The 20,716-nt window shown below is 74.8% G+C and carries 12 protein-coding genes and 1 pseudogene; all 13 read left to right on the forward strand.

The window, feature by feature from the left end; translation table 11 throughout:
- Positions 1-62 precede the first annotated feature (62 nt).
- Positions 63-1,589, forward strand: a complete 1,527-nt coding sequence (locus PAI11_RS15815) for a 4-hydroxyphenylacetate 3-hydroxylase N-terminal domain-containing protein (protein ID WP_050897270.1) — start codon at positions 63-65, stop codon at positions 1,587-1,589.
- Positions 1,590-1,618: 29 nt separating this feature from the next.
- Complete coding sequence (locus PAI11_RS15820; RefSeq protein WP_007576558.1) at positions 1,619-2,200, forward strand: FAD synthetase family protein; 582 nt, start codon at positions 1,619-1,621, stop codon at positions 2,198-2,200.
- Entirely contained in the window at positions 2,191-2,703 is a 513-nt protein-coding gene (locus PAI11_RS15825; protein WP_007576559.1) for a flavin reductase family protein, read from the forward strand. The genes PAI11_RS15820 and PAI11_RS15825 overlap by 10 nt, the downstream gene beginning before the upstream one ends.
- 89 nt (positions 2,704-2,792) lie before the next feature.
- The gene (locus PAI11_RS15830) at positions 2,793-4,139 is read left to right on the forward strand and encodes an ABC transporter substrate-binding protein (protein ID WP_138974358.1); all 1,347 of its coding nucleotides are present in this window, start codon (positions 2,793-2,795) and stop codon (positions 4,137-4,139) included.
- Positions 4,140-4,167: 28 nt separating this feature from the next.
- Positions 4,168-5,043: a branched-chain amino acid ABC transporter permease gene (locus PAI11_RS15835; RefSeq protein WP_007576563.1), complete on the forward strand. Its 876-nt coding sequence runs from the start codon at positions 4,168-4,170 to the stop codon at positions 5,041-5,043.
- The gene (locus PAI11_RS15840) at positions 5,043-6,074 is read left to right on the forward strand and encodes an ABC transporter permease subunit (RefSeq protein WP_007576564.1); all 1,032 of its coding nucleotides are present in this window, start codon (positions 5,043-5,045) and stop codon (positions 6,072-6,074) included. Before PAI11_RS15835 ends, PAI11_RS15840 begins: the two co-directional genes overlap by 1 nt.
- Positions 6,071-6,784 carry an ABC transporter ATP-binding protein gene (locus PAI11_RS15845; protein WP_007576566.1) on the forward strand — a complete coding sequence of 238 codons (714 nt, stop codon included), beginning with the start codon at positions 6,071-6,073 and terminating at the stop codon, positions 6,782-6,784. The genes PAI11_RS15840 and PAI11_RS15845 overlap by 4 nt, the downstream gene beginning before the upstream one ends.
- Complete coding sequence (locus PAI11_RS15850) at positions 6,781-7,533, forward strand: ABC transporter ATP-binding protein (RefSeq protein WP_007576567.1); 753 nt, start codon at positions 6,781-6,783, stop codon at positions 7,531-7,533. The genes PAI11_RS15845 and PAI11_RS15850 overlap by 4 nt, the downstream gene beginning before the upstream one ends.
- 222 nt (positions 7,534-7,755) lie before the next feature.
- A complete protein-coding gene (locus PAI11_RS15855; protein WP_170320738.1) occupies positions 7,756-10,737 on the forward strand; it encodes a TolB-like translocation protein in 2,982 nt (993 codons plus the stop codon).
- Positions 10,738-10,931: 194 nt separating this feature from the next.
- Positions 10,932-13,829, forward strand: coding sequence for an AAA family ATPase (locus PAI11_RS15860; RefSeq protein ID WP_007576571.1), 2,898 nt, complete (start codon positions 10,932-10,934; stop codon positions 13,827-13,829).
- Between the two features lie 67 nt (positions 13,830-13,896).
- Positions 13,897-17,235 (forward strand): hypothetical protein, encoded by a 3,339-nt coding sequence (locus PAI11_RS15865; protein ID WP_007576573.1) that lies wholly within the window; start codon positions 13,897-13,899, stop codon positions 17,233-17,235.
- 168 nt (positions 17,236-17,403) lie between these two features.
- Complete coding sequence (locus tag PAI11_RS15870; protein WP_170320739.1) at positions 17,404-20,193, forward strand: ATP-binding protein; 2,790 nt, start codon at positions 17,404-17,406, stop codon at positions 20,191-20,193.
- 231 nt (positions 20,194-20,424) lie between these two features.
- Positions 20,425-20,716 (forward strand): annotated as a pseudogene (locus PAI11_RS15875) (RecQ family ATP-dependent DNA helicase); the annotation flags it as partial.

Here is a 20,716-nt window from a genome sequence, read left to right on the forward strand (position 1 = left end):
TCAACCCCTGGAGAGTGAGCAGCGTGGCGACGACCCTGGGCACCGCGAACGCGGTGCGGCCGATGACCGGCGACGAGTATCTGGAGAGCCTCCGCGACGGGCGGGAGGTCTACTGCTACGGCGAGCGCGTCGAGGACGTCACCACCCACCCGGCGTTCCGCAACGCGGCGCGGATGATCGCCCGGCTCTACGACGCGATGCACGACGGTGAGCGCTCGAAGATCCTGACCACGCCGACCGACACCGGCAACGGCGGCTTCACCCACCACTTCTTCAAGGCCTCGCGAAGCGTCGAGGACCAGGTCGCCGACCGCGACGCGATCGCCGAGTGGGCGCGGATGACCTACGGCTGGATGGGCCGCAGCCCCGACTACAAGGCCAGCTTCCTGGCGACGCTCGGGGCCAACGCCGAGTTCTATGCGCCGTACCAGGACAACGCCCGGCGCTGGTACAAGGATGCGCAGGAGCGCTGCCTGTACTTCAACCACGCGATCGTCAACCCGCCGGTCGACCGCGACAAGGGCCCGGACGAGATCCGCGACGTCTACGTCCACGTCGAGCGCGAGACCGACGAGGGCCTGATCGTCAGCGGGGCGAAGGTCGTCGCGACCGGCTCCGCGCTCACGAACTTCAACTTCGTCGCCCACTACGGCGTCGCGCCGGTGCGGACGAAGGAGTTCGCCCTGATCTTCGCCGTCGACATGGGCACGCCGGGGGTCAAGCTGATCTCGCGGCCGTCCTACGCGATGGCGGCCGAGGTGATGGGCAGCCCGTTCGACTACCCGCTCTCGAGCCGGCTGGACGAGAACGACTCGATCCTGCTGTTCGACAACGCGCTGATCCCCTGGGAGAACGTCTTCGTCTACGGCGACCTGGACAAGATCAACGGGTTCTTCCCGATGTCCGGCTTCATCCCGCGGTTCACGTTCCAGGGCTGCACGCGGTTCGCGGTCAAGCTCGACTTCCTCGCCGGGCTGATCCTGAAGGGGGTCGAGGCGACCGGGAGCAAGGACTTCCGCGGAGTCCAGGCACGGGTCGGCGAGGTGCTCGCCTGGCGCAACCTCTTCTGGGGGCTGACCGACGCGATGGCCCGGACCCCGGATCCGTGGATCGACGGCACGGTGCTGCCGAAGCTCGACTACGGCCTGGCCTACCGGGTCTTCGGCACGCAGGCCTATCCGCGGATCAAGGAGATCATCCAGCAGGACCTCGGCAGCGCGCTGATCTACCTCAACTCGCACGCGGTCGACTTCAAGAGCTCCGAGATCCGGCCGCTCCTGGACCGGTTCGTCCGCGGCTCCAACGGCTACGACGCCGAGAGCCGGATCAAGCTGATGAAGCTGACCTGGGACGCCGTCGGCACCGAGTTCGGCGGCCGCCACGAGCTGTACGAGCGCAACTACGCCGGCAACCACGAGGGCATCCGGATCGAGTGCCTGGAGAGCGCCACCGCCAGCGGTCAGGTCGACGCCTACAAGGGCTTCGCCGAGCAGTGCATGGCCGAGTACGACCTGGACGGCTGGACGGCTCCCGACCTGATCGACTCGGCCGACGTGAACCGCTTCGCCGGTCGCAACGGCAAGGGCTGAGCGACGCCACGCGAGCGGAAGCCGGAGCGGTGAGAGGGAACGCGATCACGGACCCGCTGGGGGCGCTGCGGCGGCCACCGGCCGGGCCGGCCGTCGTCACGATCGGCACCTTCGACGGGGTCCATGCCGGCCACCGGGCGCTGCTGGCCCGGGCGCGCGACGAGGCCCGCCTGCGCGCGGCGCGACTGGTCGCGGTGACGTTCTCGCCGCGGCCCGACGCGGTCGTCCGCCCGCGCGCCGCGCTGCCTGACATCTGCGACCTCGACGAGCGGCTGCGACGGCTGCGGGACGCGGGGGCCGACGAGGTCGTCGTCGTCCCGTTCACGCCGGCGACGATGGCCGTCGCCGCCGCGGCCTTCGTCGACGCGCTGGTCGACGGGCTCGGGGCGATCGCGATCTGCGTCGGCAGCGAGTTCGCCCTCGGCCGCGGGCGCCGGGGCACGATCCCGGCGCTGCGCGCGCTGGGGATCGAGGTCGTCGCCGTCCCGGTCCTGACGCTGCCCGGCCGGACCGAGAAGGTCAGTTCCAGGCTGATCCGCGGCGCGATCGCCCGCGGGGTGCCGGCCCACCTGGCGATGGCCGAGACGGTCGCCGGAGCGGCATGTCGGTGACCACGATCTCGCCCGAGGCGATGCGGGCCACGCTCGGGCGCTTCTGCACCGGCGTGACCGTCGTGACCACGGCCGACGACGCCGGGGACGACGTCCACGCGATGACCGCCAACGGCTTCGCGTCCGTCTCGCTGACCCCGCCGCTGGTGCTCGTGTCCGTCGACCACCGCACGCGGATGCACCAGCGGCTGCCGGAGACCGGGCGCTACGGGGTCTCGATCCTGGCCGCCGACCAGGAGCGGATCGCGCTGCACTTCGCCGGTCGGCCGCTGGCGGAGCACGACGAGCTGTTCGAGTGGGCCGACGGGGTGCCCTTCGTGCGCGGAGCGATCGCGCACGTCGGCTGTCGGCTCCACGCCTGCCACGAGGCCGGCGATCACACGCTGTATCTGGGCCGGGTCGGCCACCTCGCCAGCCGTGCTGGCGACCCGCTGCTGTTCCACCGCGGCTCGTTCGGGCAGATGTCCCGCGACGAGGCGCTGGCCAGCGGCTGGGTCTGGTGACGGCTCCCGGACGCCGTTCCGGGAGCACCAACGACCGAGGCCCGCTCGGGCCTCGACGGAGAGAGAGCAAGTCCATGCAGGGAGAGACCATGCCCAGGAACGACGGCGCTCAGCGCCGAGCACGCCCCCGAGGTCGAGCGGGGCGGTGGATCGCGGCGCTGACCGTCGCCGTTCTCGCGCTTCCAGTCGCGGGTTGCGGCAGCGACGACGGCGGAGGCTCCTCGACCGGGAGCGCCGCGGGCACCGCCGCGGCCGCCGCGGCGAAGGCGACCTGCGGCCTGGCCAACGGCCGCAGGGCGACCGGTACGCCGATCAAGGTCGGCGCCGTCGTCGGAGCCACCGGCCCGGCAGACTTCAGCTCGGCCGCGAAGTCGGCGAAGGCCTACTTCGACTGCGTCAACGCCAATGGCGGCATCGACGGTCGGCCGGTCCGGTACCTCGTCGAGGACGACGGCTGGAACCCGGAGAAGGCCGGGCAGGTCGCGCGCAAGCTCGTCGAGGACGAGAAGGTCGTGGCGATGATCGGCAGCACGAGCTTCGTCGAGTGCGGCGTCAACGCGAAGTACTACGAGCAGCGCGACGTGCTGGTCGTCGCCGGCGTCGGCGTGCCGCGCGAGTGCTTCCACAGCCGCAACATCGCGCCGACCAACCAGGGGCCGCGGCTGAGCGGCATCGGCGCGGCGCAGTACGCCAAGCAGAACGGCGCGAAGTCGATCGCCTGCGTCGCCAACAGCATCCCCAACTTCGGGGGCTGGGTCTGCGAGGGCGTCGAGGCGTGGGGCCGCCAGGCCGGCGTCGAGGTGAAGTCCTTCAACGGCAAGCCCGACGCGAGCGACGCGGAGTCGATCACCCTCAAGGCGCTCGGCGCCAAGACCGACGCGGTGGTCCTGGTGGACGCGGCGCCGGCGATGGCCGCGTACCTGAAGGTCGCCCAGCAGCAGGGCAGCGGTGGCGAGGACCGGCCGTGGTACCTGCCGACCTCGGCCTACGACCTGAGCTTCCCCAAGACGGTCGGGGCCTACTGGAACGACAAGCTGACCGCCGCGATCGAGCTCGCGCCGCTCGACGGCACGGGCAGGGACAACGCCACCTGGAGCGCGATCATGGACGAGTACGGCGGGGACGCTCCGCGCGACTCGTTCTCGCAGGCGGGCTACCTGGCGGCGAAGATCTTCGTCGACACCGCCCTGAAGCTGGAGGGCCAGGTCGACCGGGCGAGCGTCGGCGCGGCGCTGCGCGACGTCCGGGACTTCAAGACCGATCTGCTCTGCGCGCCGTGGTACTTCGGGGACGGCGATCGCCACAACCCGAACCACGCGGGTCGGGTCGTGCGCCAGACCGGCGAGGGCGAGACCGGGTTCTCGACGATCGAGCAGTGCCGCGAGATCGAGGACCCCGAGCTGCGCGACGTCCGGGACGCCGAGCGCGGCGCCTGACGGGCGGACGGGAAGGCGAGGCGACACGATGCCCGATCTGGGTCCCTTCATCGTCACCGGGCTGGCGCTCGGCGCGGTCTACGCGCTGTCCGGCGTCGGCCTGGTGGTGCTGCACCGCACGACCGGGGTCGTGAACTTCGCCTACGGGGCGACGGGCGCGATCGGCGCGCTCGTCGCCTGGTCGATCCTCGAGAGCGGCGGCGCCGAGCCGGTGGCCTGGGCGGCCGCCGTCGCGGCCGCCGTGGCCCTCTCGGTCCTCTACGGGGTGACCGTCGCCGCGCGATTGGCCCAGCGCGACCCCGCGGTCCAGGCCGCGGCGTCGCTCGGGTTCACGCTCGTCCTGCTCGGTCTGGCGATCCTGCTCTGGCGGGACGAGCCGCGGACCTTCGCGCTGCCCACCGACCAGTGGAGCCGCGACGTGCTCGGCGTGACCGTCGTCGCCACCAAGCCGCTCGCGCTCGGCCTCGCCGTCGCGGTGACGGCCGTCGTCGCGGTGCTCCTGCGCCGGACCCGCGGCGGCCTGGCCCTGCGCGCGATGGCCGACGATCGTGAGCTGAGCGGCCTGCTCGGCGTGCCGGTCGTCCGGTTGGGGGCCGTCGCCTGGGCGCTGTCCGGCGCCCTGGCCGGCGTCAGCGGGCTGCTGGTCGCCGACCTGATCCGGTTGGACGCCGGCACGCTCACCTTCCTGGTGGTTCCCGGGATCGCGGCGGCGATCGTCGGCCACCTGTCCTCGCTGCCGTGGACGCTCGCCGGCGGCCTCGGCATCGGCCTGGTCGAGGCGCTCGCGACGCCGTTCGACAGCCTCACGAGCTATCGCGGGGCGGCGCCGTTCGCGGTCGCGATCGGGTTCCTGCTCTGGCACCAGCGCCGTCGCGGCGCCGCGACGCGGATCGGGGTGGCGTGATGCGCGCGGTCCCCGGCCTCGGCCCCTCCGGCGGCCCCGTGGCGGCCGTGCTGCGGCCGGTCGCCGTCGCCGTCGCCGCGGTCCTCGTGCTCGGTCTGGCGGTGCCTGCGGCGTTCGGCGTCGCATGGCTGAGCGTCTGGACCAGCTGCGCGATCTTCGCCGTCGCCGCAGCCGGCGTCGGCCTCCTCCACGGGTGGCTCGGCCTGACCTCGCTGACCCAGGTCGGCCTCGTCGGGGTCGGGGGGTGGATCACCCTCCGCCTGGCCTTCGCGACCGAGTGGCCGTTCGTCGTCCAGGTCGCACTGGCTGGCCTGCTGACGGGCGGCCTGGGTCTGCTGCTCGCGCTGCCGGCGCTCCGTCTGCGCGGGCTGTACCTGGCGCTGGTGACCCTGATGGTCGCCGCCGGCCTCGACGTCGTCTTCAACGCCACCGGCTTCCCCAACGGCGGCGGGGGCGTCCTCGGCTACCAGTCGACCGGTGCCCTGCAGCGGCTCGAGCGCCCACGGTTCGCCGGCTCCGACGCGGGCTACTTCCGGCTGGTCCTGGCGGTCGCGGCGGTCGCGATCCTGGTGGTGCTGGCACAGCTGCGGGGTCGGGCCGGACGGACCTGGGCGCTGATCGCCCGCAGCGAGGCCGCGGCGACCAGCGCCGGCGTCTCGCTGTCGCTGTCGCAGATCTGGGCGTTCGGCCTGGCCGGCGTCCTGGCCGGTCTGGCCGGTGGCCTGCTCGCCGGGCAGCTCGGGCAGCTCGGGCCCTCGACCTTCCAGATCTCGGAGTCGATGCTGCTCTTCGCCCTGGTCGTCGTCGCCGGCGCCCACCACTGGGCGGGCTGGATCCTGGCCGCGGTCCTCTACAAGGTCGTGCCCTTCGCCCTCAGCGAGGCGGGCGTCGACGGGAGCGTCGCGACGATCCTCTTCGGCGTCGCGCTGATGGGCAGCATGCTGGGATCGCCGCACGGCGTCGTCGGCGCGGCCGAGCAGGCGCTCGTGACGCGTCGGATCCGCCGCGACCACGAGGAGGTCCTCGCGTGATCACCATCGACGGCCTGACCGTCCAGCTCGGCGGCGTTCGCCCGCTGAGCGACCTGACCGTGCAGCTCGACGCGCCGATCCACGGTGTGATCGGCCCCAACGGCGCCGGCAAGACGACGCTGCTGAACGTCCTCAGCGGACTCGTCCGCCCGGCGTCCGGGCGGATCGCGTGCGACGGCGTCGCCCTGCACCGCATGGGCGCTCGCCGGCGAGCCCGCTGGGGCGTGCGGCGGACCTTCCAGACCGAGTGCCTGGCGGAGCGGCTGTCGGCCCGCGCCAACGTCGCGGTCGCGGTCGACGCGACCAGCTCCCGCCGGCAGCGCGCGGCGACCGTCGAGCGCGCCCTCGCGTTGACCGGCATCGCCGACCCGGAACGCCCGGTCGCGACGCTCGACGGGTTCCAGCGGCGGCTGGTCGAGATCGCCCGTGCCCTCGCGGGAGCGCCGCAGGTCGTCCTGCTCGACGAGCCGGCCGGCGGTCTCTCGGGTGCCGAGTCCGCCGCGCTGGCCACGCTCGTGCGGGCGATCCCGGAGGCCTGCGGCGCGCAGGTGGTGCTCGTCGATCACGATGTCGAGCTGATCGCCGCCGTCTGTCCGCGGGTCACGGTCCTGGACTTCGGCGAGCACCTGGCCACCGGCGCGACCCGGGCGACGCTCGACGACGACCGCGTTCGGGCGGCCTGGCTCGGCAACCGCGAGGTGGCGGCATGACGTCCGACGCCGCCACCGTGGCGCTCGCCGCGACGCCGCGCGACGCCGCGTTGGCGCTCGCGGACGTCTCCGTCGCCCGCGGCGGTCGCCCGGTCGTCCGTGGGGTCGACCTGGAGGTCCCCGCCGGCCAGGTGACGGCCCTGCTGGGGCCCAACGGGGCGGGGAAGAGCACGCTCGTGCTCGGGATCGGCGGCGTCCTGCCGATCGCCGGCGCGGTGCGCATCGGCGGCCGCGACCTGGCCGGCCGCAGCCCCCACCAGATCCGGGCCGCCGGCCTGGCGGTCGTCCCCGAGGGGCATCGCGTGCTGCGCGGCCTGAGCGTGGCCGACAACCTGCGGGCCGCCGGGACCGGCGTCAGCCGCAGCGCGCTCCGTGCCGGCATCGAGCAGGCATGGGTCACGTTCCCCGAGCTGGAGGCCCGCCAGGGACAGCTCGCTGGGCGGCTCTCGGGAGGTCAGCAGCAGATGCTGGCGATCGCGTCGGCGTTGGTCGGACAGCCGTCGTACGTGATCATCGACGAGCTCTCGCTCGGCCTGGCCCCGGTCGTCGTCGAGCGCCTCGAGCCGGTCGTGCGCGGGATCGCGGAGCGGGGGATCGGGGTGCTGCTGATCGAGCAGTTCGCCACCGTCGCCCTGCGCCTGGCCGATCGCGTGGCGATCATGGACCGCGGCCGGATCGGCTTCCGCGGCGTCGCCGACGAGCTCGCCGACCGTCCCGAGCTGCTGCACGGCGTCTACCTGGCGGGCTGAGGCGGACGGCGCGCCGTGCCGAGGACCAGGGTCGTCCCTCCCGGCGGGCCAGATCCTGGTCGCGGAGCGGCGGTCGGGGCGCGGGCGTCGGTTCCGACTCGGGGTCGGACCCGGGACATTCGCCCGGCGACCCGGAACCTGGCCGATCTGCCGGTCGCCACGCGCTTCGATGGGGGGATGCTGCGCTCGCTCGCCCTCTCGATCGCTGTCGCAGGCGTTCTCGTGACGCCCACCGTGGCCGGCGCCGCGCCGCTGCCCGCCGGCACCACGGCGCTGCTCTCGGGCGCCGCCGATCTGCGGACGCCGCTGGGTCGGCCGGTGAGCGACGCAGAGCTGGGCGCCGAGGCCGTCAGCCAGAACGGACGCCGGATCGCCTTCAGCTCGCGATCGGACGGGCTGCTCGCGGGCGACGACGACGACGTCTCCAACGTCTACGTCCGCGACGCCGACGGCGTGGTCACGCTGGTCAGCCGCCGCAGCGGGCCGGCCGGCGACGTCGCGCACGCCAACTGCTCCGAGGCCGCGATCAGCGACGACGGGCGGCGGGTCGGGTTCACCTGCGACGGGCCGCTGGACCCAGCCGACACCAACAGCGTCCGGGACGTCTACGTGCGCGACCTGGGCAGCGAGCAGACGATCCTGGTCAGCCGCGCGAGCGGCGGTGGAGCGGTCGGGAGCGATTCGTCGCGGGCTCCGTCGCTCGACCAGGACGGGGACGTCGTCGTCTTCTCGTCGGCGGCCCGGAACCTGGGGGTTGCGATCCCCGGGAACGTCGGAGTGGCGGCCTATCGCCGACAGATCGGCGGTGGCGACGCGGTGTCGGTCGTGAGCCGAACGGCGGGATCCGCCGGCGTCGTGACCGATGGCATCACCCCGTCGGTCAGCGACGACGGCTCGCGGGTCGCGTTCGCCACCTTCGCGAACGTCGACGCGGTCGACGGGAACGGTCGCCTCGACGTCTACGTTCGCGATCTGGGCGCGAGCTCGACGACGCTCGTCAGTCGTGCGGTACCGGGAGGGGCCGTCGGCAACGACGCCTCGTTCGAGCCGCGGATCAGTGGCGACGGGACGTCGGCGATCTTCACCTCGCGGGCGACGAACCTCGCTCCGGAGGACACCAATCGCGATCCGGACGCGTACCTGCGGCGGACCGATGGCTCGTCCGGACGAGTGGTTCACGCGGCTGGCAGCGGGACCGCCGAGGGAATCAGCGACGCGGGCGACATCGTGGCCTTCACGTCGAGCTTCGCCCTTGATCCGGCCGACCGCGATCCCGGTCCCGACGTCTACGTGACCGCGCCGGCCGGCCCACGATTGGCCAGTCGGCGTGACGGTGCCGCTGGGTCGCCGTCCGATCACGCGCTTGGCGCGTCGATCAGCGGCGACGGCTCCACCGTCGCGCTCGACATCGGTCGTGCGTTGACCGACGACGTCGATCCGGCCGTTCGAGGGGTGGCGATCCGCAGCCTCGCGACCTCGACTACGGTCGCCGCGTCGCGGCCTCACGCCACTGCGCCGTTCCGCAACGACGGCGGCGACGCACGCGCGGCGACGACCACGCCAGACGGCCGCCTGACAGCGTTCGTGACCTCGGCGACGGGGCTCGGAGCTCCCAGCGCCGCGCAGCCCGCGATCATCGTTCGCGACGCGGTCACCGGGTCGGTCGTGGTCGCGAGCCGGGCGGACGGCCCTGACGGGGCGCCGCTCCGTGGACGGCTCGCCGATCCCTCCATCAGCGCCGACGGTCGGCGGGTCGCGTTCGGCTTCGTCGACACCGATGCTCCTCCGGCCGCGCAGCGGTCGCAGATCCTGGTCCGGGACCTGGCGAGCGGTCGCACGATCGTGGCCAGTCGGGCGGACGGCCTCGCTGGGTCGCCCGGCGACGGCTCCAGCACGCGACCGTCGATCAGCGAGGACGGCAGCCGGGTCGCGTTCGTGAGCGAGGCCCGGAACCTCGGCGACGGCGACACGGACGACATGCTCGACATCCATCTGCGCGAGATCGATAGCGGTCGAACCGTGCTCGTCAGCCGCGCGAACGGTGCCGCCGGAGCGAAGGGCAACAACAGCTCGCGCGAAGCGGCGATCAGTGGCGACGGGCGCCACGTCGCCTTCGGGACCCGGGCCTCGAACCTCGGCGACGGCGACGGCGAGTCGTTCGAGGACATCCACGTCCGGTCGCTCGAGACCGGCGAGACGCGCCTCGCGAGCGTCGCCGATGCAGCCACCAACGGGACGGCCACCGCTGTGCTCCCGTCGATCGACCGGAGCGGCGGACGGGTGACGTTCGTCGGCTCGGGGCTCGACTCCGGTGACACGGGCCTTCGGGTCTACGTCCGCGATCTCAACGCCGGATCGCTGGTGGTCGCCAGCCGGCCGGACGACCCCGCCGGCGACGCGATCGCCTCCGGGATGTCGCAGCCGCGGATCAGCCTCGACGGCCGCGCGGTCGCATTCGTCGGGGAGTCGCGGGCTGGAGCGGCACCGGGCGCCCCGGACGACGGAAGCCTCCAGGTCCTGCTCCGTGATCTCGCTGCGGGGCGGACGAGCCTGATCTCGCGTCGCACCGGCGCGAACGGCGCTCCTGACACCTCGACGATCGCCGATCCTCCCGTGGTCGGCGGCGTGACCGAGGGCGGTGGCTGCGTCGTGTTCTCGACGGTCGGCCCGCTCGTCGACGGGCTGGCGTCGTCGGACGCCTCGCAGGTCTACCTACGGGCGGTTGCTCCCGGCTGCGGAACCATGCCGGTGCCGGGTGGTCCCGATGGTGGTGGCAGCGGTGGCGGTCAGGTGGATCGCACGGCGCCGCGGTTGTCGCGGATGTCGCTGTTGCGGCGGAGCTTCCGGGTCGGTGGTCCGTCGAAGCGGACGCGGAAGCGTCCGGCGCTGGGCACCGAGCTGCGGGTGACGTCGTCGGAGGCGGCGAAGCTGACGGTGGTGGTCGAGCGGGAGCGTCCCGGAGCGAAGAAGGGCAAGCGCTGCAGGGTGGCGAAGCGGCGCCCGCGGCGTGGTGGGTGCACGGCCTACTCGCGTGATGGCGTGGTGCGCAAGGACCTGCGTGTCGGAAGCAACCGGGTCGGGTTCTCGGGTCGGATCGGGAGGAAGCGCCTGGCCGTTGGTCGCCATCGGATGACGATCACCGCGCGTGATGCGGCGGGGAACGTGTCGAAGGCCTACCGGCTGCGGTTCACGATCCGCCGCTGAGGCCGCCACCGCCGGAGTGCCCCTGGCGCGGGCGACGAGTCCGGGGCCGATCCCGGTTGTCGGCGGCGCCGTTCCGCGATTGGCTGCGCCGTCGTGGAGCGGCCACCGGCCGGCGCTCCACGACGGCGCGCCGCGATAAAGACTCGGGGTATCCACGATTGCCGCTTCGGGGTGCCGACCGTAGCGTCGAGAGCATGCACGACACCCGTCGACATGCTCCGTTCTCCCCGACGACCGCGGCCCACCGCGCAGCCGCCCCACGGGCCCGCGCGCTGCGCGCCATCGGGTCCACCCGGCCGGTCGCGCTGGTCGAGCGCGGCCCCGAGCTGCGGGCGCTCAACCGCTGCCTGCAGGACGTCGCGGCGGGCACCGGCGCGCTGGCGATCGTCGAGGCGCCGGCCGGGCACGGCAAGTCAGCGCTGCTGGACGTCGTCGAGCGGCGCACGCGCGACGCCGGCTGGACGGTCTGCCGCACCGGCCACGCGCCCGACGACCGCAGCTGCGCGTTCGGGCTCCTGCGGGGCCTGCTCGACGCCGCCGGAGCGGCGGTGCCCGAGGCGTCTCCGCCAGCGGCGATCGCGGCTCTTCCCACGGGCGGCGCGCTGCCGCCGGACATCGACGCCAGCGCGGTCGCCAGCGCCGTTCACAGCTTCGTGCGGACGCTCGCCGAGCAGCGGTCGCTGGCCCTGATCGTCGATGACGGCCACCACGCCGACGACGCCTCGCTGGCCGTGCTCGCGGCCCTCGCGCGGCGGGCACCGGACCTGCCGCTGCTGATCGTGATCGCGAGCCGGCCGGGCCCCGCGTCGGCCGCCGCCGACGTCCTCGGCAGCTTCGCCGGCGCCCGTGGGCTCGTGGCTCTCGAGCCCGGCCGGCTGTCCGAGGACGCCAGCGCCGAGCTCGTGCGATCGTGGATCGCGGATGCAACCGAGGAGACCTGCGCTCGCACCCATGCCGCGGCGGGTGGCGATCCGTGGCTGACGACCGAGCTCTGCCGGCAGATCCACCGACACGGGCCGACGATCCTGGATGCTCCCGTCGAGCGCCTGCGGCTCTCGCGCCCGGGCCGCCTGACCATCCGGCGGCGGCTCGCGGAGCTGCCCGACGACGGTCGCCGAACGGCCGACGCGCTGGCCGTCCTCGGCGGCGAGGGCGACCACCACGACCTCGCCGCCATCGCCGGGTTGCCGGTCCAGACGCTGGGCCCCGTCCACGCGACGCTGGAGGCGGCCGGGCTCTGCGACGGCGGCTGGCGCTTCGTCCATCCACTGGTCGAGGCGGGGGTCCTCGAGCAGATCGGCGCGGCCGACCGGGAGCGGCTGCACCGCGCGGCGGCGCAGGTGCTGCTGGGACGCAACGCCCCGGAGCGCCGCGTCGCCGGGCACTTCCTGCACGCAGGCCCGGCCGGTGACGGCGACGTCAGCGCGGCGCTGCGGAAGGCCGCGACCGACGCGACCGCCGACGGGGCGCTGGTCGAGGCCGCGTCCTACATCGAACGGGCTCTCGACGAGCGGGCGCCCGGCGAGGATCGCGCCGGCCTGCTGACCGAGCTCGGCACCCTGGCGTTCCACGCCGGGCTGCCGGACGTGCGGCCGCGGCTGCACGAGGCGCTCGCGGCCACCGACGACGACGGCGCGCGGGTCGAGGTCCTGGGCCGGCTCGCCGCCCTGCAGGTGATCGACCCGCGCGAGGACAGCCTCGAGCTGCTCGAGGAGGCGGTGGCGTCCGACGCCCCGCCGGAGGTGCGGCTGGCCGCCGAGATCGCCCAGCTCGACTCGCTGATCCTGTTCCCGGACCGCGGCGCCGAGCGTGCCCGCCGGACGCTCGCGCTCGACCCGTCGACGATCGACGACGACGTGCTGCGGAGGTCGGTGCTGGCCCATCACGCGTGGCTCGGCGCCGAGACCGGCGACCTCGATGCGCCCGCCGTGCTGCGGCTGGCGCACGCCGCGCTCGAGGGCGGGACGCTGGTCCGCCACGCGGCCCACCGCGCGGCCTACCACCTGGCCACCCGGGTCCTGATCGCGGCCGGCGACGACCGGGGCGCGGCACGGGCGATCGGCCGCCTGCGGGCCGAGGCGACGGAGTGCGGATCGCCGCGGCTCGCGGCTGCTGCCGGGTGGTACGCCGCCGAGCTGGCCCTGCGCCGGGGCGACCTGGCCGCCGCCGAGCGCGAGGCGACGGGCGCGCTCGATGCGGTCCAGGGCCTCAACGGGGTCTCGGCCGGCGTGCTGGAGCTGCTGGTCGAGGCGCTGGTCGATCGCGGCGAGCACGGACTCGCCACCGATCTGCTGGCGGAGCACGAGCAGCTCTGGTCCGGGGACAGCGGTTGGGAGATCGGCGTCCGTCACGCGCGGGCGCGCCTGCTGCTGGCCACCGGCGACTACCGGGCAGCCGAGGACGAGGCCCACGAGGCCGGACGGCTGCGCGTCGCGCAGGGGCGGCCGAACCCCGCCTGGACCGGCTGGCGGGCGACGCTTGCGCTCGCGCTCGCGCACCAGGGTCGCTTCGAGGAGGCGATCGCGGTCGCCGACGAGGAGGTCGAGCTGGCCCGCCGCTTCGGCGCCGCGCACGCCCTCGGCCGGGCGCTCCACGCCCGCGCGGTGAGCGAGCAGGACCACGAGGCGCGGGCGGCGCTCGCCCGCGCAGCCCTCGACGAGGTCCCCGATCCCGGTGCGCTGGTCCGCGCCCGGCTGCAGATCGTGCTCGGCGATGCGCTGGTGCGCTGGGGGGCGCGGGTCGAGGCGCGCGAGCCGTTGCGGTCGGCCTTCGAGAGCACCGACCGCCTGGGTGCCGCGACCGACGCCGCCGAGGCGCGGCGGATCCTCGTCGCCTCGGGGCTGCGGCCGCGAACGTCGGCCGTCTCCGGCGTCGCGTCCCTGACTCCGCGTCAGCGCCAGATCTGCGACCTCGTGGCCGCGGGCCGGTCCAACCGCGCGATCGCGCAGGAGCTGTTCCTGAGCATCAAGACGGTCGAGACCCACCTGGCGACCTCGTACCAGAAGCTCGCCGTCAGCGGCCGTCGCGAGCTGGCCGGCCTGCTGGACGGGTCCGCGGTCGAGAGCGACGACGACGCGCTGGCGGTCGCGTAGCCGTGCCGCAACTCCGGGGTCGGCTCCCGATTGTCGGGTGCTGGCGAGCCCGATGAAGTGGGGCCTTATGCCCGCTTCGCTCCCGTCCTGCCGCCCCCGCAGCAGCGCCGCTCTGGCGCTGCTGCTCGCGCTGCTCGCGGTGCTGCTCGTCGCGGGTCCCGCGCGCGCCGACCAGTCGCTCACCGTCGACTTCGAATCCGGCCCGGCGCTCGACACGCCGGTCAGCGACCAGTATGCCGCTTCGGCCTTCGTGACGTTCCCCGCGACGACCGCCGCGCGCGGCTACGAGGGTCCGCGGCCGCATCGCCTGCTCGACGCCACCCGCGCGCGCTCCGGCAGCCACGTCGCCAACATCGGCACCGACCTCTGCCAGCGCGAGGCATCGAGCGGCGAGGAATGCGAGTTCCCGATCGCCGGGACGGTCGGCCAGCTCTCGCGGACGGCCAAGGCCGTGCGCGTGTACGTCGGGCTGCTCGCTCCCGAGCCGGGAACGGTCACCGCCCGGCTGCGCGCCTATCGCGCCGACGGCAGCACGATCGCGACCGGTGCGCCGGCGACGGTCGCCAGCGGCCGCTTCAGCAGCGAGGTCGCGGTCTCGAGCGCGGCCAGCGACATCGCGCGCTTCCAGCTCCTCGTCGAGGGCGGCGGGGCCGTCGGGATCGACGACCTGATGCTGACCTTCCCCGACGGCAACGGCCCTGCCGACGTCGCCCTCGGCCTCTTCGCCGATCAGGTCGCCGTTCCCCGTGGCACCAGCGTCGACGTGCCGTTCACGGCCACCCGCCTGAACGGCTCCGACGGCAGCCTGGCGATGTCGGTCAGCGGCCTGCCCGTCGGCGTCACCGGCGACTTCCAGCCGAACCCGCTGACCGGGATCATGGGGGCGGGGACCTTGCGCCTGAGCGCCGCGCCCAACGCCCCGGCCTTCAACCAGCCGCTGCCGAGCACGATCAAGGCCGATCCGGCCGGGAACGTCGCGGCCGCTCCGGCTCCGCGTACTGCCACCCTTCCGATCCGGGTCAGCGAGGGGTTCTCGCTGACCGGGCCCGCCGATCCGTCGATCGCGCTCGCGCGCTGCGCCCGTCAGGTGGTGCCCGTGACGCTCGTCCGCGACATCTCGTTCCGCGAGTCCCTGACGGTCGCGGTCACGGACCTGCCGAAGGGCGTGACCGCGACGGTCGAGCCGGGTCCGACGGTCGAGCCGGGCGGTCCGCGCCAGGTCGACCTGAAGGTGGTCTTCCGCGGGACGCCCGAGCAGTTCCTGCCGGGCACGGCGCAGATCGTCGCCGGGGTCGGGGGCGCGTCGGCCGTTCCGGCGCAGTCGATCGCGGTTCCGATCGGCCGCGCTGAGCGCAGCGCCCAACTGCGCGCACCGGCCGAGCCGCGACTCGCGACGCCGCAGCGCGGCCGTGGGGGGACCGCGGTCGAGCTGGCCGGCACGGGCTTCTGCGCCGACACCGGGGTGCTGGTCGGCAAGGGCGGCGGCCGGGCGAAGGACGTCGTGGTCTCCGAGGACGGTCGGACGCTGCGCTTCACCACGCCGCGGCTCGCGATGTCGGGCGAGATCACGATCCTGTCGCCGGGCGGCAACGCCTACCCCGTCAACGAGCGGGTCACCGTCTCGACCTTCCGCGACACTGCCGGCCTGCGCTTCCCGAACGCCGGGGTCGACGGCCTCAGCTTCGGCGAGGCGGTCGACGCGTTCGGTGCCGACGAGCTCTTCGTCACGGTCAACCCGTGCTGGCCGTGGGGGTCGTGCAAGGTGCCGACGCCGGTCCCGGATCCGTTGGCGTTGGCATCGTTCGCCGTCGTCCAGGCGATGGTCCAGGGGACGCCGGGCCGCTGCTTCGGGATGATCCGGGGCGTCCAGGGCTGGCTCTCCGGCCGCACCCCGCTGCGGCGCTTCACCGACTCCCCGAATCCGTTCGACATCGCGCCCGTCGCCCCTGATCAGGTCGATCGCTTCTCGCACCACGGGATCCCGCGCGAGCTCAACAGCTTCCTCGACGGCCAGCAGGCGCTGCAGTTCTCGACCGAGTTCGCGCGGACGACCTTCGGTCGCGGCAACCGCCTGCCGGATGGCGTCCGCAAGATCCGTCAGACGCTCGGCGCCGGCCAGCTGCCGGGGCTGATCCTTCGCAACGGGCTCCGGGGTCACGCCGTGCTCGTGCACAGCGTCGTCGACTACCCCGACGGCAGTGTCGACCTCGAGGTCTACAACCCGAGCTACCCGTACCTGATCACCGAGCGCGACGACCCGACGCAGCACGTCCAGCGCGAGCTGACGTTCGGCACCGTGCGGATCGAGCCCGACGGCGCGCATTGGACGTTCGAGGCGGGCAACTCCGCGACCGGCGTGTCCGACAGCTGGCGGGGCGACGGCCACGACTTCCAGCCGTTCACCCACGACCAGATCCCGCGCGATCCGTCGTTGCCGGGCCTGGCCGCCGCGCTCGAGGGCCTGCACTACCTGATGTTCGGGACCGGTGGCGGGGCGGCGGAATCCAACGGCGGCGGGCCGGACGACGACCTCGTGCCGGTCGTCCAGGGCACCGCCGGCGGCAACGCGCTGATCCGGCCGGCCAAGGGCAAGCGGCTCTCGCACACCGTCCGCGGGGTCCGCGCCGGGCGCTACACGCAGGCCCTGGTCGGCGACCGCCAGCTGGCGAAGGTCGACGTGCCGGCGGCTCCCGGCGTCTCCGACACCACCAGCGAGGTCGAGGACGGCCTCGCCTTCGCGGCCGGCGAGCGCGCCCCGCTGCGGGCGCTGAAGGTCGACGTCGGCGCCGTCGTCGGCGGTCGCTCGCGGATCGCGCTCGTGGAGGCCCGCTCCGGCGGCGGCGATCGCGAGACCGTCCGGCTCGACGACGGCGCGACCCTCCGCTACGACCACCGCGGCGGTGCGACGTCGGTCTCGTTCTCGCTCAGCGGCGAGCGGCCCGACGGATCGCTGGAGACCTTCGCCTCGGGCCCGGTCCGGCTGGCCGCCGGCGAGTCGCTGGCCGCGCGGCCGACCAGCTGGTCCTCGCTGTCGGCGGTCCGGCTGTCGGTTCGCGACCGTCACGGGCGGACCCGCACGCGGGTGCTGCGCAACCGCGCCCATGGGCGGGGCAGCGTCGCGATCCGCGATTTGCGGGTGCGGGGCGGCCGGGCGGGGCTGCGGCTGCGGCTGGCGGGACTGCCGCGGACCGCGGCCGGCGGCGTCGTCCTGCGCGCGGTTCGCGCTGGCCGCACGGTCGGCCGGCGGACGATCGCCCTGAAGCAGGCGCGCAACGGCGTGCGGCGGATCAGCTGGCGGCTGCCGCGTGCCGCGCGCGCTCGCGGCACGCGACTGCAGGTCCAGGCGACGGTGGTCAGCGCTCGTGGCACGGTCCGCCAGCGGGCGGTCGCGCGGGTCGCGCGGTGACCCACCGCGCTTCGGGAACCCGGTCGGGCGGCCGTATCGGCAGCCTCCGACGCACATCGCCGGCCCGTTCGTAGGAGGCTCGCCGCTGGATCGGTCGTCCTGGTGATGACGCTGTACCTGGCGCTACTGCGTCGCGGTCGCGGCCGCGACCAGTACCGTCGTCGGGCGATGGGGGCGGGCGAGCGATCACCGGTGGGGCGGGTCGAGGAGCTGACCGCGATCCGCTCGTTCCTGGCCCGTCGCGGTCCCGGTGCGCTGGTCCTGTCCGGGGGCGCGGGCGTCGGCAAGACCACGCTCTGGGAGGCCGGCGCCGAGCTCGCGGGCCGCTCGGGCCACCGGGTCCTGGCGACCCGGGCCCGCGACGCCGAGACCGGTCTGTCGTTCGTCGGCCTCGGAGACCTGCTGGACGGGCTGCCCGAGACGCTGTTCGCGGAGCTGGCAGCGCCCCAGCGACAGGCGCTCGACGTGGCGTTGCTGCGCGCCGAGCCGACCGGCGCCGGCGCCGATCCGCGAGCGATCGGCGTCGGGCTGCTCGGCGTCCTGCGACGCCTGGCGGCGGATGGGCCGGTGCTGATCTGCGTCGACGACATCCAGTGGCTGGACCCACCGACGGCCGACGCCCTGGCCTTCGCGCTCGGTCGCGCGAGCGGGCTCCCGGTGGCGCTGCTCGCGTCGAAGCGCAGCGGGACGAGCTCGCAGATGCCCTACCCCGACGAGGTCGTCGAGATCGAGGTCGAGGGCCTCGGCGCCGAGGAGTTGGCCGAGCTGCTGTCCGCGCGCCTGGACCTGCGACTGGACGCCGCCACGCTGCGCGAGCTGGAGCGCGTCTCCCATGGCAACGCGCTGTTCGCGCTCGAGGTCGGTCGCCGGCTGGTCCGTGACGGCGTGCCGCATGCGGGACAGCCGCTCCCGCACCCCGGCGGCGTCGAGGATCTGGTCGGCTCACGGGTCGCCGAGCTTCCGGCGGACGTGCGCAGGGTGCTGCTGGCGTCGGCGCTCGGTGACGAGACCGACGCGGCCTGCCTCGGCGACCTGGTCAGCGAGGACGCCGTTCACGCCGCCCTGACGCAGGGGCTGGTCGCCGACCAGGGCACGAGCCTGCGCCCCGCGCATCCCCTGCTCGGGGCAGCGGCCGTCGCCGCCGCCTCGCCGGCCGAGCGACGGGCGCTGCACGCCGAGCTGGCCCGGATCGCCCCCTCGCCGGACCGCCGCGCGCACCATCGGGCCCTGTCGCTGTCCGGACCCGACGACGGGGTCGCGGCCGAGATCGCGGCCGCGGGGCAGCAGCTGGCGGCGCGGGGTGCGCTGGTCGACGCGGTCGTGCTCGCCGAGCACGCCCTGCGGTTGACGCGGGAGGACGCGCCGACGCGCCCGGACCGGGTGCTCGAGCTCGGTGACCTGCTGGCCCGGGTCGGCCATGCCGCGCGCGTCGACGCGCTGCTCGACGTCGAGCTCGAGCGGTTGCCGAAGGGCGCGCCCCGGGCGCGCGGCTACCTGCTGCGCTGCGACGGCCTCGACGCCGACACGCTCGAGCGCTACGAGCAGCACCTCGAGATGGCGCTCGCCGAGGACATCGACGACGCGACGGTCTGGGCGCTGGCCCTCTCCCGGCGGGTGGCCCTGGTGGTCGTCAACAGCGTCGAGCGCCTGGACGTCGCCGACGACTGGTCGCGCGAGGCGCTGCGGGCGGCGCGGGGCGCCGGCGAGCTGGCGGCGATGGAGGCTCGACAGGCGCGAGCCTGGGTGCTCGCCCTCCGCGGCCGGCCGCCGGCGTCCCCGTCCGAGCGCGCCGACGGCGTGACGGTCAGCGACGCCTTCCGGTCGGTCGCACGTGTCGAGGCCCGCCGCCTGACCTGGCGCGGCGAGCTGCGGGAGGCGCGCCGACTGCTGGTCGACCTGTACGAGGCGGCCGAGGACCAGGGCGAGGACCTGTCGCTGGTCGTCACGCTCGTCCACCTCCTGGAGCTCGAGCTGCGGGCGGGCGCCGTTGCCGCCGCCGAGCGGACCCTCGAGCTGATCGACGCCAACGGGGCCGGAGGCATCATCAGCCTGCCGCTGGCCGCCCGCCTGCGCGCGCAGCTGGCGGCGTTCCGCGGCGACCGCGCCGATTCGCGGGGCCTGGCGGAGGACGCGATCACGCTGGCCGCGGACGCGGGGATCCGCTGGGACGAGCTGGAGGCGCGCGTCGCCGGCGGTCTCGCGGCGCTCGCGGCCGGCGATCCGCTCGCCGCGATCGCCATGCTCGAGCCGGCCTGGCGACACACCCGCGACGAGGGGGTCGACGAGGTCGGTGCCTTCCCGTCGGCGCCCGAGCTGGCCGAGGCCTACGTCGCCGTCGAGCGGGTGGACGACGCCCGCGCGATCCTGGCCGCGCTGCAGCCGCTGGTCGAGGCCCAGGACCACCCCTGGGGGCGGGCGACCGTCGATCGCATCCGCGGGCTCGTGGCGGTGGCCGACGGCGACGTCGACGCCGGCTGCGAGGCGCTGGAGCGGGCCGTCGAGGCCTACGAGGCCCGCGGCCTGGGCCACGACGAGGCGCGGACGCTGCTGGCGCTCGGCCGGATCCAGCGGCGCCGGCGCAAGTGGGGCGCGGCGCGGATCGCGCTCGACCGGGCCGCGGCGCGGTTCGCGGCCGACGGTGCCGAGGGCTGGGCCCAGATCGCGTCCGAGGAGCTGGAGCGGGTCGGCGCGCGTCGACCGGCGAGCGACCCGTCGGCCCTGACGCCCGCGGAGGGCCGGGTCGCCGCGCTGGCCGCGGCCGGCCGCAGCAACAAGGAGATCGCGCAGGCGCTGGTGGTCGCGGTCTCGACGGTCGAGGCTCACCTGTCGCGCGTCTACGCGAAGCTCGGCGTGCGCTCACGGGGGCAGCTGGCCGCGAGGATCGGCGACGAGGCCCTCGCCGAGAGCGAGAAAGTCCGGGGTGCCTCCCCGACTGACGCGACGCGCCCGTCGGGATAGAACGTCGGAGCCCCCGAGTGAGCACCCCCGCTCGGAGGCCGGCACCCCGACCCCCGATACAGGCTGGACGGGCTCCCGTCCGCGTCGACCCTTCGCGGTGCGGAGCCCGTCCGGTTGGGTCTCCAAGTCCAGGGTCCGTTCCCGATCGTCGGGGGCCGCTCGCCGCCGTCGCTCCGCGAGCTGCGCGGCCCCAGCCGAGGACCAGATCGCGACGCTCGCTACGTTCAAGGGGTGCACGACGCGCTGATCAGGATCGCCGCCGTCCTCGCCGATCCTGGTGCCCCGGGGGCGACGGCCGAGATCGACGCGGTGCGGGCGCGGTGGAAGGGGCTGGACGCCGCGGAGCGCGCCGCCCTGACGCCGCTGGCCAAGCTCGCGGCGGAGCGCGTGGCCGCCGCCGCGGCCGCGGCCCGGCCGTCGCTCTTCGACCTGCCGCCGGTCGCCGCCGGTCCGCCGGCGCCCGTCGCGCCGGTCGATCCGCCGGCCGACGGGCCTCCCGCGCCCGCAGAGCCGGCGAGCGCCT

Origin of the sequence: Patulibacter medicamentivorans (genome assembly GCF_000240225.1) — a bacterium.
GTDB lineage: Bacteria > Actinomycetota > Thermoleophilia > Solirubrobacterales > Solirubrobacteraceae > Patulibacter > Patulibacter medicamentivorans.

Bases quoted from the DNA above. Each gene is read 5' to 3' on its own strand.
- PAI11_RS15815 (WP_050897270.1), top strand. From the start codon at position 63: ATGACCGGCGACGAGTATCTGGAGAGCCTCCGCGACGGGCGGGAGGTC.
- PAI11_RS15825 (WP_007576559.1), top strand. From the start codon at position 2,191: ATGTCGGTGACCACGATCTCGCCCGAGGCGATGCGGGCCACGCTCGGG.
- PAI11_RS15830 (WP_138974358.1), top strand. From the start codon at position 2,793: ATGCCCAGGAACGACGGCGCTCAGCGCCGAGCACGCCCCCGAGGTCGA.
- PAI11_RS15835 (WP_007576563.1), top strand. From the start codon at position 4,168: ATGCCCGATCTGGGTCCCTTCATCGTCACCGGGCTGGCGCTCGGCGCG.
- PAI11_RS15840 (WP_007576564.1), top strand. From the start codon at position 5,043: ATGCGCGCGGTCCCCGGCCTCGGCCCCTCCGGCGGCCCCGTGGCGGCC.
- PAI11_RS15850 (WP_007576567.1), top strand. From the start codon at position 6,781: ATGACGTCCGACGCCGCCACCGTGGCGCTCGCCGCGACGCCGCGCGAC.
- PAI11_RS15860 (WP_007576571.1), top strand. From the start codon at position 10,932: ATGCACGACACCCGTCGACATGCTCCGTTCTCCCCGACGACCGCGGCC.
- PAI11_RS15865 (WP_007576573.1), top strand. From the start codon at position 13,897: ATGCCCGCTTCGCTCCCGTCCTGCCGCCCCCGCAGCAGCGCCGCTCTG.
- PAI11_RS15870 (WP_170320739.1), top strand. From the start codon at position 17,404: ATGGGGGCGGGCGAGCGATCACCGGTGGGGCGGGTCGAGGAGCTGACC.